We start from the raw sequence: 15,087 nt of genomic DNA on the forward strand, positions 1-15,087 counted from the left end.
CATAGCCTTTCCCTGGAATGAAGATCTTTCAATCCTATTAAGGTTCTATTTTAACTATGATTCGAGTGTGGCATTATATGCATATATATTTGCCTTTCAATCCTATTAAGGTTCTATTTTAACCATTCAATCGTAAAACCCATTACAGATAATCCTGTTGTACTTTCAATCCTATTAAGGTTCTATTTTAACTCTACAATCGAAATTTGTTGGAAATAATACAAATCCTTTCAATCCTATTAAGGTTCTATTTTAACTTTATTGAAAAGCCAAAGTAAAACATTATTTTGAAAAGTTTCTTTCAATCCTATTAAGGTTCTATTTTAACTTCCTTGCCGAAGCCGGGGCTAACTGTTGTAGGCATCTTTCAATCCTATTAAGGTTCTATTTTAACTTAAATAATTATCGTGGTAGTGGAGTTTTTTTAACACTCTTTCAATCCTATTAAGGTTCTATTTTAACTGCAAGAAAAAGCACTTTTGAGGGAATATTTGCAAACTTTCAATCCTATTAAGGTTCTATTTTAACCATTAGATGGAAAGTTTAAAGGTACTACCGATTGAACCTTTCAATCCTATTAAGGTTCTATTTTAACTTTGATCTACTATCATCTTTCATTTGCTTAGACAATTCTTTCAATCCTATTAAGGTTCTATTTTAACTATAACTAAGAACTTAATAAGACAGATACTTGGTTATACTTTCAATCCTATTAAGGTTCTATTTTAACTTATCAGAAGCAAATGGAACAACTGCTGTAACACACTTTCAATCCTATTAAGGTTCTATTTTAACATTGTAATGCCGACAATGGGATTACTATTTGCTGACCTCTTTCAATCCTATTAAGGTTCTATTTTAACTAGTATGGTGGCCGCTGTATCACCGGTATTGCTCATCTTTCAATCCTATTAAGGTTCTATTTTAACTTATAGTGAGAGACAATGATTGAAGATACAGGGTAGCTCTTTCAATCCTATTAAGGTTCTATTTTAACTATATCCCCTGGCACCAATGTTAATAGGCTCTTCTTTCTTTCAATCCTATTAAGGTTCTATTTTAACGATTGTGAAAAACTAAATCAATATCTGATTTTTCCACTGCTTTCAATCCTATTAAGGTTCTATTTTAACTTTTTCATTCATTTTTTCATTTTCCATTTTTTACACCTTTCAATCCTATTAAGGTTCTATTTTAACCGTTTCCTTTTCATCCAGCATTTCAGGGGGGACTTCTTTCAATCCTATTAAGGTTCTATTTTAACGATACTTTGAATTTTTCCGCTCTTCAGGCTCGAGCTTCTTTCAATCCTATTAAGGTTCTATTTTAACTAGATGGTAATGGGCAACCTCATATGGCGCCTCATCGCTTTCAATCCTATTAAGGTTCTATTTTAACTAAATCCAGGCTCACTGGAAAAATTCGGGTACCATATATTTCAATCCTATTAAGGTTCTATTTTAACTGGTGTTTGGCCTCTTATTGTACCTTCATCTCTATTTAATTTCAATCCTATTAAGGTTCTATTTTAACGATTAATGTCATTGCAGTTCTCGGGTCCACATATCATTTCAATCCTATTAAGGTTCTATTTTAACTATGAAAGGAAATACTCAAAGGGTGGTAAGCAGTGAGGATTTCAATCCTATTAAGGTTCTATTTTAACGATAAAATAGCCCCAGGAACTCCAGCTATGGACTATGATGGATTTCAATCCTATTAAGGTTCTATTTTAACTAATTATCAGACATCAACCATTCTGGATATTCTCCAGATTTCAATCCTATTAAGGTTCTATTTTAACCCTTGAAAACGGGACGTCAATATCATACTCATTTTCATATTTCAATCCTATTAAGGTTCTATTTTAACCCGTTATAGATAATCTGTATTATAAATAAAAAACTTATGACAATTTTATAAAAAAGTACTCAAAGTTCATAATTGGAAAAGAGTATTTAAAGGTTTGATCATATGTTAAATTATATTGCTGAATTCATATGACACTCCAAGCTTTATTCTCTTTACAAGCTTTTCATCCCTAAGAATAAAAAACTGTATTGAATCCTCTGATTCAACAATTTCTTTTTTTAATCTTTCTTTTAAAATTCTTAAGCTTGCCCATCCAATATCTCCTATAAATACAGAATTTTGAATCCTAATTAAATATTGCAATGAAATCTTTCTAATTTTATCAACCCTTTTTTCATTAATATCATATGTAAGTATAATCCACAATTTAATCCCTCATAATATATGGTTTGTATTGTTTATTCTCCATTATCTGTTTTTCAACTTTATATATCTCAAGACGTATTAGAAACTTATTAGAAACTTTCCTTCTCAAGGAAGAAACGTAAACAGTTTCCCTCAACTTTTCCTCAAATGCAACAAGAACTTTTCTCTTTCCAGCCTCATTTAAATATATACCGTTATCGTCTATGAAATCAGACTTTTTCATTATTTTCAAGTTTATTAACTTTAAAATAACTCTATCACAAAATACTGGCCTAAAGATTTCTGCGATATCCAAGGAAAGACTACTACGTCTTTCACTGGGTTCATGAAGGAAGCTTATTGATGGTGATAAATGAGTACTAAAAATTTGTGACCCTATTATTCCATACAAAACAGAGTAAAGGTAACTCATCATTGAATTTATATAATTTCTTGGAGGCATTCTAGATCTAGAAATTACCTTAAAATCCTGAGGCAATTTTAAATCTAAAAGTTCCAGATATTTAATGTGTATATTACCCTCTATGCCCATTAATTCTGATATAGAGACAGCCTTACTTATTTCATTTACTGGTACCCTTAAATTTCCAATTCTGAGCCGTTTGCATAATTTCGCCATATTTTTGGCTGCTCCTAATACAAAACTCCTTGCCAGCTTAAGTCTTAAATCTGGATTATTATAATATGCTGCCTGGTGAGTTATAACATATCCACTCTGTAAATAATCTTCGGGTATAATACTAGAAATATACCAGCCATAATGCGAATACAAAAAAACTGGAATATTTTTTTTGGATAATAATTGTAATACGGGAGTAGTTATAGTAAGATTTCCAAAGACAAGTATTTCATCTATATTTTCTATCGGCAAAAAAGATTTCTCATTCTGGTTTTGGAATACTACAGATTCATTAACTTTACTAAGAGATCCAGATTGTAATATATAATAAGTCTCTCCCATTTTTATCATCCCCAGCAGAAAAATGCATAACTACAACCATGAGAACAGTAATAATTCTTAACAGGTTCTGGCATTTTATCATTTCTTAGATTATTTATATTTTCATAAGCTTTTTCTAATTTAGATAGTAATTCAGGGGTTTTTTCCACTATTTTTATTTTATTTGCACCCAATAAATGTAAAACTCCATACCTAACCTTAAAACCCTCATTTTCAAGCAATTCGATATAATGTAAAACCTGGAAAATATCTCCCTCTAAAGCTTTGCGGCCTCTTTTAAATTCATGCACTATATAATTTCCTTGAGTATCTATTTCAAGATTATCAATTTCATTATGACCTATTCTTATACCATGATAACCATATTTTCTATTTCTATTGTTTAAAAAATTTCCGTGTTCTATAAATTGATTTTTATCTATAATATAAAACGTATGTATAGACATCCACGCACGCCTTTTGCATATAAAATAATAATTGATATCTGTTCCCTTAATTGATTTTATATCATAATTCATCCTTAACCTCCAAATAAAGTCTTTCATAATCTCCTGTGGCCTTTATTATGTCTTTGATTCCTTCCTGCAATTTCTTTGATTCCCCATCACAATCTAAGTTAAAATTTGAATTTATGTTGTTAAGTATTAAATTTCTTGCTTTGTAAGGTGATACATCTTCATATTTCATTTCACGATCATCTACAGGTATTCCGCTTACCATAACATGAAACTGATAATTTGGGCTCTGATTATACCCATTCACAATATAATAACCGTTTTTTTTCATAACAATATTCTTATTTTTATGAATCCAGATATCGTCATATGAAAATTGTTCATCATAAACAATATCGGTACCTGCTCCTTTATTAGCCTCAGGTATAAATCTGAATATACTTTCATAATATTTATTCCACCATTTTATTATATTTTTTAAATCAGGTATATCATTTCTCATTTCGTTAAATTTGGAATGATCTTCTTTAATCTGTTTGATGATTTTAAGAGTCCTTCTGGTATTATTAAAAGATTTAGTGAACCATGTCCCCTGTTCTTCCTTTAGAAAATTTTCTTTTACTGTTTTGGTTAAATTTATGGAAAATTTATCGGCAATTAAAGCTGCATAAACACCTATATATCCTGAATTAAAAATTCTTTCTTTTTCTGGTAACCTTTTTGAAATAAAAGTTATAAAATCTTCGAAATTTTTAATCTTTGCCAGATCAGCTTTATTTCCTATTTCACTTTTAAATATTATAAATAAATTGCTTTTGCTTGTCATATTCCTCCCAATTCTGCCAAATCTTTGAATAAAATTCTTTAAATCCAATCCAGTCTCTATGATAAAATTATTAAATTTTTTAGGAGGGTTAATACCTTGTTCTATTATGTTTGAACCAATAACAATCCTTGGTCCTTGTTCAAATATATTCATATATGATTCATATTCAGGATCATGGAAAGCATCAACTAGTGCTATTTGATCATCACTGATATGAGATTTTATAACTTTATAAATAGAATCAATGTTTCGAATTGAGTCAGCAATTATAAACCAGTAGCCAGATTTTAGCAAATCAATATTTTGCTCAATAAAATTGGCTGTATTATGATTATCTGGAATTGATATCGATATGGGGCCCTGTAGAAGCACATTGTCATTTTGTTGATAGCTTCTTTCCACATTAATAATCTCAGTATTGCATTCGCCAAAAAGTTCTATTATTAAGTTTTTAATATATATAGGGATTGTTGCACTTGAGAACATTATCTTTATGTTCTTATTTATTAATTTTAATACAGCTAATAATATATTTAACTGGTCTCTTGTATAAATATGAATTTCATCAACTATTATAATTTTTAAGCCGTTTATTATAAAATCAGTTAGTGAATCTGAACTTCTGCCATTTTTATAGTTATTTAACATAATATAATAAAAAATTTCAGGATTTGATATTATTATTTTTTTTCCTGTTATAATATTTTTGATTGCATCATCTTTTGTGCACTCTGCATAGCCACTATTTTTAAAATATTTTATTTCATTATTAATGGCATTTGAGTTTAAAATACTGACAGCTGTATCGGTTTTAAAATTTTCATAAACCTCATTCGAAAGGAGGTTATTTGGGAGTAATATTAAAATAAATCCCTGTGTAAGCATTTTTTTGAATCCATATGTTTTCCCAGATCCTGTTGGAGCATTTAATATTGCAATTTCTTTTTTATTTGTTGCAAAATCTTCCATTTTTTGCTGGAAATCACGGCTTATATATGTTGGAACAAGATCTAATTTAATCATCATATGCCCTAACAACCTCATCTTTTGTATAATAACCCATTAAATAATATTGTAAAACTAAATGAGATACATAATCTGATTTTTTCTCAATATGCTTGCCCAAAATATTTTGAACTGTATATAAGTTGATTACAGCTTTAATATCTACATTTGTTCTGGCTATCTTGAGCATGCCTGTTCTATTGTTCCCCACTCTTACAACTTCGGGTATTTTTAAATTTTTAAAATACTCTGAATCATAAAGCAAATAGGAATAAAAAACATTTCCTGGTTTTATTGGTTGCACAAAAAAGAAATTTTTATACATTAATGATCCGGTTTTAAATGTTGGATCAACGTTGGAACCATTATAATCTGCTCCTTGCATGGTATTCCTTATCATATTCTTCATAAATACAGTTTCATTACCGGATTCAAGAGCCATTTTTTCGGAAATTGCAGTAGTAAGCCAGAATGGAAACTCCAAGAGTTCCCTATAAGTTGGCCTTGTTTTGTTTAATTCAGGAAATTTAAATAACCCCATCTGCCTTAGGAAGGCATACTTTAAAGCGATATCTCCAATAAAATTAGATGTTCTCATACCTCCAGCTGCCGCAATATAAAAATATTGTATTGGTGATATTACAGTCATTTTAATGGGAATACACTGCATTTAAATCACTTCCAGAACTCTTTCCAGTCATTTTCCATTTTGGCATTAATAACCTCGCAGAGGCTCTGCAGTTCTTTACTATTATTTTTTATAGCTATTACTTCATTTAAAAAGTTTTCCAGGTCATCTCCCATTATGACGTTTTCTTCCCCATAGGAGGAAAGCATTGAAGATTTAATCAAGTTTTCTCCTTCATATTTACCTGATTCCCATGCCTGTTGCATAAGTTCGTAAGATGAAATGGGTTTATCTCCTTTTGAAAAGCCAATAGCAACTATGTGATTTGCAACATTATCACCCAATATCGCCGTTCTTGCACCATATCTTGTTGTACCCAATATTGCAATAAGTTCAAGTTTTAGCAATTCTAGGGAACAATTTTCAAGGGTTACAAACCTTATAAACTTAACACCGGGCTTTATGTATGGAATATTATAAATTGCATTTGATTCTGTTTTCCCCTCAATTGAATGCAATATGGTGCCATCCTCCGATAAAGTGTTGTGTGTAATTCTTGTTGATATCTCCCCAAGTGGTTCAAAGCTGTATGCCCAATCATAGAAACATCTTGAGGCAATTGATCCCATATCCTTACCTGATCCAATGGATGTATCTCCATATAAAAGGCTTACTGGATTTTTTAGATATGTTTTTACTTTATTCATGTTTCTGGCATATCCATCCGGTATCACATTTCCGACCTTGCGAAGTTCAGATAGGAGATAACTTCTTTCAGCCGCTCTCCATTTCTGTGCCGGCACCAGGGCCCTCTCATCATTAAGAAAGTTTTCACTTGTTAATTCTGTGGCATCATTGTTTCTTGATATCATAAATCCTATGGTCTCAGAGATTATCCCTATTTTGGCATAGTATCCATGATTTTTCTTTAGATCAATATTCTCTATTTGTGCAAGCAATCCTCTACTTATTATTTCATTTATTTTACTTATCATTTACCCACCTCTTTTTTTTCTCCATACGCTTTCCATTTTTTATCTGATGCTATATAATATTCTATTTCAAATCCGTCGATTAGATAGGATCTGGTATTTCCCACAGGAATTCTACCCTTAAATTCAGTCATAATTAAATTAATAAGTTCATTTGCAAAATCATTGATTTTGTTGATGTCAGGTTTATATTTTGAATTTGGATTATCACGCAAATACAACCTATTCATTCCTGAATATAAATGCCCGGATACGAATTCCTTTAGTTCCTCCAGATTTTTTGCATTAGTCTCAGCTTTCATCTTTTCAAGCACTTCAAGGCTCTCCCGTAACATCCATCCCCTATCACTTGAACTGCTATCATATCTTAAAAGATAAAGATCTGCAGCTATATTACCTAAATTTTCAATTTCTTTCATCATTTCACCTCTTTTATCATAAACAAGTTTGTGAAAAACATCATAATCGTCTGTTGAGTCTGAAAATCTATAATGGCCTTCAAATATCTGTTTATGAACATAAGAATTAAGCGAGAGATTATTCCTTATATAATCTCTTATAACATTTGCACAGTTATCATAATCAAAATTATTATTTGTTTTTGATACACTCATGAAGAAGGACATCTGGTTTTTAACTGAAGCTAAATTGTTGCACCTCAATTTATTCCATTTCATGCTATTTAATATTGAACTTTCGATTTCCATATTTATTGTTTCGTTCCATGTATTATAAAATAAATTATTAGAAAAGCTAATTAAAACGTGTAGTTTTGACTTGCTTGCTATATCTATGCACATCCTTAAATTTTTTATAAAGTCTGCATCACTTTTTGGATCTGGAAGATATATAAAGTAAGTTGTATCAAACTTAAAATTGTTCATTTTAGCATTATTTTCTTCAATGGTTAATCTAATGTTTCCAACCTGTAATACATCGGTTTCATTAAAGACCTGTAAAAATTTTCCAATGTCCATAAAAGGCACGGCTCCAGGAAATGCTAAAAACAGAACAGTCGATGAATATTTACTATATAATTTCGGCGCAATAATTGATCTTATTGAAAATTCGAATATAGAATACTCATCTATATAACCATTGGCTATTCCAGAAGTAATGATTCTATTGTTGAAAGAATTAGTGCCAATTCCAAATAGATTTTCTTTTGATGCTATTCCACTTTTTCCCTCTTTTCTAGGATATCCATTTATCATAGACATGTTTTTTTTGTCCGGCACTTCTGGGAGATTTAATTCATTATATCCAAGTATTATATTAATAAGTTCTCTAATCAATTTTTGATTTTTTTCACTGTCAAATTCAATGTTAATTTGTTTTAATACACCATTTAAAATGTTATCCCAATTTATGTTTTCGTTATCAATTATTAAGGGTATTAAAAGTGCAGATTTTTCCTGATTATTCTTTGGCAATATATTGGATAATAAATTTTTATTGGACTCAAGTTGAGATTCAAGTAATGACCTAATAAAATTTATATCTTCTCCGGCAAGATCTGAATTTAATTGAATAAATCTAATTAAAAATGTATGCAGTCTTTCTGTTATTTTATCAGCTTCAAAATCCTGTATCTCGTCAAGCTCTAAATAATCCCTTATGGAACGTTCTTTCTTTTTGGTCTGTGTTACACTTGGCAAATCCTTATAGAAATTAATTTTATAGGATTTTAGTTTGGAAAGAATTAGATCCGAATACATTTCTGCATTTTTACGAAAATCGTCTTTTAATATAATATTTTCTAAATGGACGACCTGTTTAAACTTATCATTGTCTAAAACAAATTTTTTAAGTGTCTCTAAAGATATAAATCCTATTTTATTGCTTGATATGTCCACTCTTCTGTCTGTAAATGCTATACCATTTTCTAGATGAGCAATATTGCTAATTTTATTCATGACCAGCTTGGCAAGTTCATCATAATTTAATTCAATTGGATTTTCGCTCACATAGTAGATTGTATTTAAAGTAGACCATAAATAGAATCCATCATTGATATTCTCTTTTCCCCTCTTTATGATTTCTTCTGTTAGTACCACTTTAAGTATGGACGTCAAGGTAATATATGGAGTCGCATTTATTCGAATTTTATGTATATTATTTTTAGGTATAACCGGTTCATTGTTATATTTGATATCGTGCAGAACCGGATTATCCTCTAGAAAAATTGAGGAGAGCTGATCAGCAAGTCTTGAAAAGTTACTTTCAAATGATAGATCTGATTCTGGATTTATATCTATTGAATTTGCATGAAACTGTGTCCCTTTTTCTGTTGAAAAAGCAATAAAATATACATCGTTAGAAGTAAGTTTTAGATCAGTTAATTGGTCTTTAAAATCGTTGATAAGTTCACTTAATATGTCTTTATTATCCATATTTATATTATTGCTGTAATCCTGAAGTTTGTTATAATCATGGAACATATATCCTAAAATAGATCTTTTTAACCTTAGTTCAGTTTTTTCAATGTCATTTGGTTTTGATTTTGTATATTTATAATCTGCTATTTTCAATGCCATTGCTGTCCCACTAAAGATATGTGCAGCATAAAACATATCTGGCTTATTTTTGTAACTTTCCCTTTCATCTCCGCCCTTCGCACATTTCATCCATTCCGGGTTATTCCAAATTTTTGAAAAAAGATTTTCAACTGCCCAATCCATTACATCTGTTATGAAATCGTTCCTAAATGTCATTATATTGCTCAAATTTGCATTTTTATGTTCTTCCATTCAAATCTCCTCCCAGCAACCAAGACCAAGGGATGTTTTTGAACCCAAACCTCTATAATATAATAAAGATAGAGCATCTGGTGTTCCTCGAATTCTGCCGTGTAGATTGAAGCCAGTAGTAATACTCTCCTTTTTCCCATTGCTAGAAATCCTAATTGTCTTTTTTTGGACTTTTAGATCTTCAAATGTAACCTTTGGATTTGGTATTCCAAAATAATTTTTTAATTGATGATATGCCAGTAAATTAAGATTATCTGATACCTCACCCTCATTGCTTAAATATAGTTTTTTATCTTTAAAATTTCTAACAAGAACAGGAGATATGCTTTTAAATTCAATATCATTACGATTTAAATCTAAATTGTTATTAACAGATTTGACACTTTCTATTTTATATGATGTACCTTTAATTTCAATTATAGGGTTTTCGAGGATACCCAACCTTAAATAAGAAATTAAAGCATCATCTATGGATCTGAATATAATATATCCTTGAGGTATATCAAGCCCATTAGCACCATAATTAAACCCCTTTGTAGTTATAATATTACTAAATGTATATAATCCAATTTGGGAGCTGGAATGTAATTTTCTAATATTATTCTGATAAAGTAATAGTTTTTTGTATAAGGATATCCCTATAAAATAATTATATTCGTAAGGTATAATTTTACCATTTTGGCGTTTAATAATCAGTTTGATAGTCTGCATAGTAAACTTAATATATACGAAATATATTAATCTTTCTATGGTACAAAATGACGAAATAAATTCTTCGCTTAAAAATATCGATTTTATAACCTTTGTTGGATTTAAAAGACATCTGGTCTTGATGTTCCTAGAAGATAATTTAAAGAATTATTTTCCAAATAATATTTATGTTTTTACATCAAATATGGATGAACCATTAGATGAAAATTTTAGAACAAAGCAAGAGATACTCCTGGAATTAGAAAAACTGGCTGATCGGAGACAAATAAATATAAAAAAATATTTTCAAAATGATTTGTGGAATATAAAATATTATTATAAAACTCTAAATTCATTGCCTAATAAGACCCGATATATAATAAATATAAGCGCAGGTCCATCCGTTTTTGCTGCAGCAGGGATGTTATGGGCTTTACAACATAATTATTATGTTTCTTATAGCGTGGAGCATTATGAACACAGGCAATTAATTTCCTGCGTATTTAGGAATATAAATATGAGATCAGTATCAAATTTAACATTTAATACAAATAATGTTGATAAATTTATAATAGAAGCACTTAAAAATGGGATGAATAATACAAATGGAATCAGGCTATTTTTATTAAAAAATTATAATTATCAGACTGGATTAAGAAATATCCAAGAACATATAAAAAAACTTGAAGAATTAGGGCTTATAAGATTGAGTGGAAATAAAGGCTGGGAAATCAATTTTTCAGATGATTTAGAAGCTTTAGGCTATACTGTTCCTAGCTTTTTAAAAAGATAAGTAGCCTTTAATAATTTTTAACGTTATATGGAATATAAAGTTAAAATATAACCTTAATAGGATTGACAAAAAATAATTCCATATAGTGATTGAAATGTAATACCATTTAAAATAGAACCTTAATAGGATTGACATAGAAATATGTCATTAAATGAATTTATATAAATAGCGTGTAAAATAGAACCTTAATAGGATTGTAAAGGCTTTTCCCATATAAATTATTTATGTCATCTGTTTGTATAAGTCTTATAGAACCTCCTTATAATTATTGTGTGATTACTTTATTGTTAAACGGAATCCTGGTATATCATACTCTACTGATTCCGTAATACTTAATACAAATACTATTATTCTTTATTTACTGTTTCCCTTCTTAAATCGAAGAATAGTCCATCCAACATTACAGCAATATACCTATTATCAGGCTTTCGAGTAACAAATTTATTTACCCCTTCCAATGTTAAATCTGTTATTTTTGATATTGATGATGAATATTTATTATTGAATATATCCTTTAATATATTGGTATTCTTCTTTTTGACGAACCATTTAAATACATTGATGTTATAATTTCTCACGGCATACTTTTTGATTTAATTCTATTATGGGACTGTGGAATTTATTAGCCACGTTTACTGGTTTGATAAATCCTTAATCTCATAGTACTTTGTTTTTATATTCGTCTTAGAATAAACCTTTTTTATTTCGAGTTTTCCTCTAAATATTGATCACACACCCTATTTTCATAAGTATTCCTCCTTTTATTTAATGATCATTTAATAATTAACATCGGAATTTATAATTACACAAAATATGGGACACAACCTTTACCCTCTCATAAGTCGACGAAAATTACTATAATTATTAAATATAAATTATATTTTTAAATAAATAATTACATTCGAATTCAATCAAAAAATATTTATTATGTTATATATTATAACTTTATGCAATGCCTGGAATTCAATTCGGTAACAAAAAAATATGGAGATAAATATGCCCTAAATAATGTTTCATTTTCACTTGAATGCAATAAAAGCTATTCATTAATAGGTCCAAACGGTGCAGGAAAAAGTACAATATTAAAAATAATTTCCGGCTTTATAAGCCCTGATGCAGGAAATGTATCAATAAAGGGCAATAAACCAGGGTCCGATGAGGCAAAAAAAATTACAGGATATCTTGCCGAGGAGGCGTTACCGTATATTAATTTAACAGTTAAGGAAAATTTGCTTTACATAGGGTCTTTAAGGAAAGTTAATGATTTAGAAAAAAGAATTTCATTTTTAATAGACCTATTCGGCCTTGGTTCTTATTTAAATTCCATGGTGTCAAATCTATCAAGGGGAACAAAGCAGAGACTTTCCCTGGCATTGTCAATAATACATAATCCTGAAATTGTTCTTCTTGATGAGCCATTCAATTACATAGATATACCAACACAGGAAAAGATTATAAAATATTTTAAAACAATGAATTCAACATTTTTAATTTCAACTCATGTGATGTCAATTGCAGAAAATTTTACGGAAAATATCATAATGATAAATAATGGTAATATAATATTTAATGGAAAATTATCGGAAATCGAGGAAATGAAATCAGGTAATGAGACAATAGAAAGTTTGATAGCAAGGATGATGTCATGAAATATACATTGACAAGATTATTTTTAAAAACAAAAATTCCTTTGGGCTACTATATCCTGATAATAATTGTAACATTAATGGTCATTCCAGCCTTATTTACATTTTATTCAGCCAATATTAACATCCATCAGGAAAAAATTGCAACACTTTTAATCTCCATAATTGCCATTATAATTGTTATGTTCTCAAATTTGTATACAAATAAATCCGACCGTGATTTTTTACTGGATATACCATTAAAAAAAAGAGATATTTTAAAGGCATATTATGCATATAATTTTATATTAATGTATGTTCCCATCATATTACTTATGCTATTCTCAACACTTTCAATTAATTCTGGTTTAATATTTTTCTTAATATCATATAATATAGTATTATTTTTTACTTGCATTAATATGAGTATTATTTATAAATATATTTTAAGGCATGGATATTTTATTCCACCATTATTTTTTATTTTTCTGATACTTCCGGAGTTTATTAATTTCAAATACAGTATAACATCAATATTTTACGGTCATATAATAAATGGTATACTAATCCTGATAATTCTATATATCTTAACATTATTTTATATAATAAAAAATGGTAATAAATTTAATTTGTATTACAGGGAAGACAAAATTAAAAATAATATAAAGCCTATGAATATTTCAGGATCGCCATCAAGGGCCCTTTACATGAAAAATGGTTTTTATATAAATACATTATATGCATATAGAACATTTTCAAATGTAAAAATACACTATATTAGAACAGAAATATACAAACCTATTTTAATATTTTCATTTATAGGCATTATTTATTTTATATTAAACATTAAATTATACAATACATTTTTAATTTTGCTTATTGACCTTTATATACCATTTTTACCGGGACTTGTGTATTCCATGCTTATATCCCAGTGGCCGGTATTGCTTGAAAGGCCCTGGCTTTCATTTACATCAATGAATGCATATAAATATATCAAAAATTTAATTATATCCATAATATTGTCAGTTTTTATTGCAACATGTCCAATGATTTTATTTTCAGGACTTCTGCTTATTTTTCATTTTAATATATTATATATAATGATATTCTTATATCTGCTGGTAATGCCATCCATAACAGCTGCAATAATCATATATTCATACATGCTTATCGCACCCATTCAGATAACAGATTATGATAATATACGCAATTTTGCCAGCAGCGGACAGAATATGGAAAGATTAATCCCCTTTTTTATTCTTTATATTTCCTTTACAATAACATTTTTGCTTTCAATATTTTTAAAAAATATAATTTACATATCATTATTTTACCTAATAATTATAATAATAACATTTTCAATCCTCAATTCAAAAAGGATAATAAATTATATGGCAAATAAATTAATAAATGCAGATTTAATATAAATACCAAATTTTAAGGTTATATAAAATTGATAAATTCCATGTTATTTTCTATTTCCTGTATATTTTTACTTGAAAATAAATGAAATCATATATGAAAATAAGTACAGCATATAAATAGAATTCAAATTATATTTTTAGCAACAAAATTTTATTTATATGATTTGATTATATATTATTTATGTTTGGAAATATGAAGGATGATGATTATTAAAATTTATCATTAAAAGCTTTGATTTAAATCAATATGAAAAATCTCTTGAGTATATAAATAGGGCAATAAATTTGAAACCGCTTAATTTAAAGTAAAGGCTTCATAAAATAGATATATTAATTGAATTATATGATTATAAAAATGCGCTTAAAGAGCTTAAATTTATGGAAACCGTTGATGGGGATAATCCTGAAATATATGCATATGAAAGTATGTGCTATTATTCAATTAATGATTATAATAATAGTTTAAAATTTGCAAATAATAATTTAAAAATTATTGCGCATAATTCAATTTTTAGAAAAACATTTTCAGAGGATAATAATGGTTTATTTTAGCGTGTCCAAACCTTCATAATTTGTTCGACAATTGTCATATTTATTAATTTGAAAATTATTAGTGGGATATGGCAGCGAACCACATCCCATTAATTATGCAAAGGTTGGATAAAATAGTTGCGGAGGATAGAATCAGAAAGTACTC

General features: G+C 28.6%; 13 protein-coding genes and 1 CRISPR repeat array. Of the genes, 4 read left to right on the forward strand and 9 right to left on the reverse strand.

Going from position 1 to position 15,087, the window contains the following annotated elements:
• Positions 1-25 precede the first annotated feature (25 nt).
• A CRISPR array of direct repeats spans positions 26-1,872; the repeat unit is 30 nt; unit sequence CTTTCAATCCTATTAAGGTTCTATTTTAAC.
• A gap of 105 nt (positions 1,873-1,977) precedes the next feature.
• Genes cas2 through cas6 form a run of 8 tightly spaced genes read right to left on the reverse strand, consistent with a single transcriptional unit; the run spans position 1,978 to position 10,566 of the window.
• Positions 1,978-2,238: a CRISPR-associated endonuclease Cas2 gene (gene cas2, locus AOG54_RS03740; RefSeq protein WP_048101314.1), complete on the reverse strand. Its 261-nt coding sequence runs from the start codon at positions 2,236-2,238 to the stop codon at positions 1,978-1,980.
• Between the two features lies 1 nt (position 2,239).
• Positions 2,240-3,199, reverse strand: coding sequence for a type I-B CRISPR-associated endonuclease Cas1b (cas1b, locus tag AOG54_RS03745; protein ID WP_162200856.1), 960 nt, complete (start codon positions 3,197-3,199; stop codon positions 2,240-2,242).
• 5 nt (positions 3,200-3,204) lie between these two features.
• A complete protein-coding gene (gene cas4, locus AOG54_RS03750) occupies positions 3,205-3,717 on the reverse strand; it encodes a CRISPR-associated protein Cas4 (protein ID WP_162200857.1) in 513 nt (170 codons plus the stop codon).
• A complete protein-coding gene (gene cas3, locus AOG54_RS03755; protein WP_082180432.1) occupies positions 3,707-5,524 on the reverse strand; it encodes a type I-D CRISPR-associated helicase Cas3' in 1,818 nt (605 codons plus the stop codon). Before cas3 ends, cas4 begins: the two co-directional genes overlap by 11 nt.
• Positions 5,496-6,134 carry a type I-D CRISPR-associated protein Cas5/Csc1 gene (cas5d, locus tag AOG54_RS03760; protein ID WP_048101310.1) on the reverse strand — a complete coding sequence of 213 codons (639 nt, stop codon included), beginning with the start codon at positions 6,132-6,134 and terminating at the stop codon, positions 5,496-5,498. Before cas5d ends, cas3 begins: the two co-directional genes overlap by 29 nt.
• 26 nt (positions 6,135-6,160) lie before the next feature.
• Positions 6,161-7,108: a type I-D CRISPR-associated protein Cas7/Csc2 gene (gene cas7d / locus AOG54_RS03765; RefSeq protein ID WP_054964025.1), complete on the reverse strand. Its 948-nt coding sequence runs from the start codon at positions 7,106-7,108 to the stop codon at positions 6,161-6,163.
• Positions 7,105-9,855, reverse strand: coding sequence for a hypothetical protein (locus tag AOG54_RS03770; protein WP_054964024.1), 2,751 nt, complete (start codon positions 9,853-9,855; stop codon positions 7,105-7,107). The genes cas7d and AOG54_RS03770 overlap by 4 nt, the downstream gene beginning before the upstream one ends.
• Entirely contained in the window at positions 9,856-10,566 is a 711-nt protein-coding gene (gene cas6 / locus AOG54_RS03775) for a CRISPR-associated endoribonuclease Cas6 (protein WP_048101307.1), read from the reverse strand.
• A gap of 37 nt (positions 10,567-10,603) precedes the next feature.
• Here cas6 and AOG54_RS03780 point away from each other — a divergent pair, with 37 nt between their 5' ends.
• Positions 10,604-11,338 (forward strand): hypothetical protein, encoded by a 735-nt coding sequence (locus AOG54_RS03780; RefSeq protein WP_055032442.1) that lies wholly within the window; start codon positions 10,604-10,606, stop codon positions 11,336-11,338.
• Between the two features lie 347 nt (positions 11,339-11,685).
• On the opposite strand, the gene AOG54_RS03785 is transcribed toward AOG54_RS03780, so the two are convergent.
• A complete protein-coding gene (locus tag AOG54_RS03785; protein ID WP_048101305.1) occupies positions 11,686-11,916 on the reverse strand; it encodes a transposase in 231 nt (76 codons plus the stop codon).
• Positions 11,917-12,285: 369 nt separating this feature from the next.
• Between AOG54_RS03785 and AOG54_RS03790 the strand changes: the two genes are divergently transcribed.
• From AOG54_RS03790 to AOG54_RS09690, 3 genes are all read left to right on the forward strand, one after another.
• A complete protein-coding gene (locus tag AOG54_RS03790) occupies positions 12,286-12,987 on the forward strand; it encodes an ABC transporter ATP-binding protein (protein ID WP_055032443.1) in 702 nt (233 codons plus the stop codon).
• On the forward strand, positions 12,984-14,393 hold the full coding sequence (locus AOG54_RS03795) for a hypothetical protein (protein WP_055032444.1): 1,410 nt from the start codon (positions 12,984-12,986) through the stop codon (positions 14,391-14,393). The genes AOG54_RS03790 and AOG54_RS03795 overlap by 4 nt, the downstream gene beginning before the upstream one ends.
• A 375-nt stretch (positions 14,394-14,768) precedes the next feature.
• A complete protein-coding gene (locus AOG54_RS09690) occupies positions 14,769-14,942 on the forward strand; it encodes a hypothetical protein (protein WP_156324189.1) in 174 nt (57 codons plus the stop codon).
• Positions 14,943-15,087 lie beyond the last annotated feature (145 nt).

Source organism: Acidiplasma aeolicum (assembly GCF_001402945.1).
Taxonomy (GTDB): Archaea; Thermoplasmatota; Thermoplasmata; order Thermoplasmatales; family Thermoplasmataceae; genus Acidiplasma; species Acidiplasma aeolicum.